The organism is Vibrio sp. IB15 (genome assembly GCF_016406055.1).
GTDB lineage: Bacteria > Pseudomonadota > Gammaproteobacteria > Enterobacterales > Vibrionaceae > Vibrio > Vibrio chagasii.
This window is the reverse complement of the sequence record NZ_JAEFCE010000129.1, coordinates 1-2,130: the sequence shown is the minus strand read 5'-3', so window position 1 is coordinate 2,130 and position 2,130 is coordinate 1. Positions and strand designations below refer to the sequence as shown.

The window sequence follows — 2,130 nt, the reverse complement described above, 5'->3', positions numbered from 1 at the left end:
TCTTCTTGAAGATAAAAGCGGCTTTCCCCGGAAAGCCGCGATGAACCTTTTTTATTTCCCCAACTCACCTTCACTCGCTCTCTCATTTCTCGATAAAGTAAATAACGTAAGTTAATCCCCGGTTCATCTTTAAATACATATATTAGATTCATCAACTCATTAGACGCGTTTACCATTGGAGGTATCGATGGATCTTAAAAGCCTACTTAACCAAGCACTTAAGTCAGACCTTGTTAAACAAGGCACTCAGAAACTCTCACAAAGCTCATCTGGCCTAAGCGGTCTTACACAAGGCAGTAAAGACAGCAGCAAAAGTACACTTGGTGCATTAGGTGCAGGAGCCGTTGGTGGCGGGTTGCTAGGAGCTCTCATGGGCTCAAAGAAAACCAAGAAGATTGGCAAGAAGGCCGTAGGTATTGGTGGAGCAGCTGCGCTTGGTGCATTGGCATATAAGGTATATAACGATTACCAAGCCAAACAAGGCACTCCGGACTCATCTCCGCAAGCCACATTTGACGAGCAAGATGCTTGTCATAATCTACTTATTCTACGCTCTATGATTGCGGCTTCTAAAGCGGACGGTCATGTCGATGAGCAAGAGATGGCTAAAATTGAACAAGCCGTCGAAAACATGGGCGCGGATTATCAGCTGACTAAGTTAGTGTCTGAAGAGCTGCACAAACCTCTCGACCCAAGCGAAATCGCTCAACTCGCAAGCTCACCGCAACAAGCCAGCGAAATCTACTTGGCCTCTTTGATTGTGGCCGACGAGCAGAACTTCATGGAAAAGGCTTACTTGAAAGAATTAGCCAAGCAACTCAACCTTGCAGATGAAGTGAAATACCAGCTGGAACAGCAAGTCGCCGGCTAGTCGACCAATCATTGGTTAACTGGTCACCTAATAAAGTGAGATATTGAGCAAGGACAAACTAACTCTGATCTTCGTCAGATCCGCTTTGTTTTTGCTTATCTCTATGTGTATATTGAGATCAGGTATCATTTGGTTAGGTATAAAAATGAAAGTATACGATTGTTGTGATTTGGTACATGAACTGTACTCTCAAATTGGTAGTGGCGACCAAGGCTACATCCCTCAAGCGATCACCTGCGCTTTAAAAACATTAAACGACCTTGCAGCAGATGAATCTCTTCCAAAAGAAGCTCGCGAACGCGCGGCATTTGCAGCTGCTAACCTACTCATTTCAGATTTCGAGGACTAATATGAACCTCTCTAATTTTGAAAAGATGGATCCTGTTATGTTGATGAGCATCGTCAACATGAAGCTACGTGACAACTTCGACGGAGACTTAGACCGAGTGGTTAACTTCTATGAAATCGACAAAGCAGCATTAATCTCTAAACTTGCCTCTGCGGGTTTTGAATACCTGCCAGAAGCAAAACAGTTTAGATAATGATGTAAATTCAGATTGATAGATAAAGGCCAACTCGATGTTGGTCTTTTTTATAGGTGTCAGCCTTAGCCAATACAGCCTTCAGAATATAAATTATCTCCTCCTTACTCTCTTTTTATATCTTAGACTCTAAGAACGCGCCTTGAATCGTAGCGTGTAGTTGTATAGTCTACCTCAAATAGCAAATAATAAATCATCAACCAACTTGATGATCGCGAAGGATTAACAATGAAAAGACTCGGACTTTTAACAGTGTTTACTGCAGCTCTTACAGCGGGTTGCGCTTCAAATACTCAGCAAGACAATTTTCGTGAAGCCTCTTTTGAGCTGTGTAATACCGAAGTCGATATTTACTCTGTAAGCCATGATGAGAGAGTACGTATCGTCTGTTCTGATGGCTCTAAATTCGCTTTAAACAGCGAAGATACACTAGAAGTGATGCGCGAAATCAACATCGATTACTGTGATGGCGAAGGCCTAGGTAAATTTAACGAAAGCCGTAATTACTACTCGTTCAAGTGTAAATCAGGCACCCTACTTAGCATCAAAAAGTAGAACCAACACAAAAAAATACAAAGGGTTAATGTGAAAGCATTAGCCCTTTTTAGTGCCTGCCTTTCTCTGCTCTCAAAACCACCAGATACAAAAAAGGCCCCTATTAAAGGCTGTCTCTTGATCACAAGTCTGGTTAATCAAGAGACTTGGCGAGTTCATACC

At 42.4% G+C, this 2,130-nt stretch carries 4 protein-coding genes; all 4 read left to right on the top strand.

Features of this window, described 5'->3' with window-relative positions:
* Positions 1–187 precede the first annotated feature (187 nt).
* The 4 genes from JC606_RS23015 to JC606_RS23000 all read left to right on the top strand — a co-directional run bounded on the left by JC606_RS23015 (position 188) and on the right by JC606_RS23000 (position 1,968).
* Positions 188–871: a tellurite resistance TerB family protein gene (locus JC606_RS23015; RefSeq protein ID WP_137407913.1), complete on the top strand. Its 684-nt coding sequence runs from the start codon at positions 188–190 to the stop codon at positions 869–871.
* Between the two features lie 145 nt (positions 872–1,016).
* Entirely contained in the window at positions 1,017–1,220 is a 204-nt protein-coding gene (locus tag JC606_RS23010) for a YaeP family protein (protein WP_137407914.1), read from the top strand.
* Position 1,221: 1 nt separating this feature from the next.
* Positions 1,222–1,413 (top strand): DUF4250 domain-containing protein, encoded by a 192-nt coding sequence (locus tag JC606_RS23005; protein ID WP_137407915.1) that lies wholly within the window; start codon positions 1,222–1,224, stop codon positions 1,411–1,413.
* A 228-nt stretch (positions 1,414–1,641) separates the two neighbouring features.
* On the top strand, positions 1,642–1,968 hold the full coding sequence (locus JC606_RS23000; RefSeq protein WP_004738554.1) for a hypothetical protein: 327 nt from the start codon (positions 1,642–1,644) through the stop codon (positions 1,966–1,968).
* The last annotated feature ends 162 nt before the right edge of the window (positions 1,969–2,130 follow it).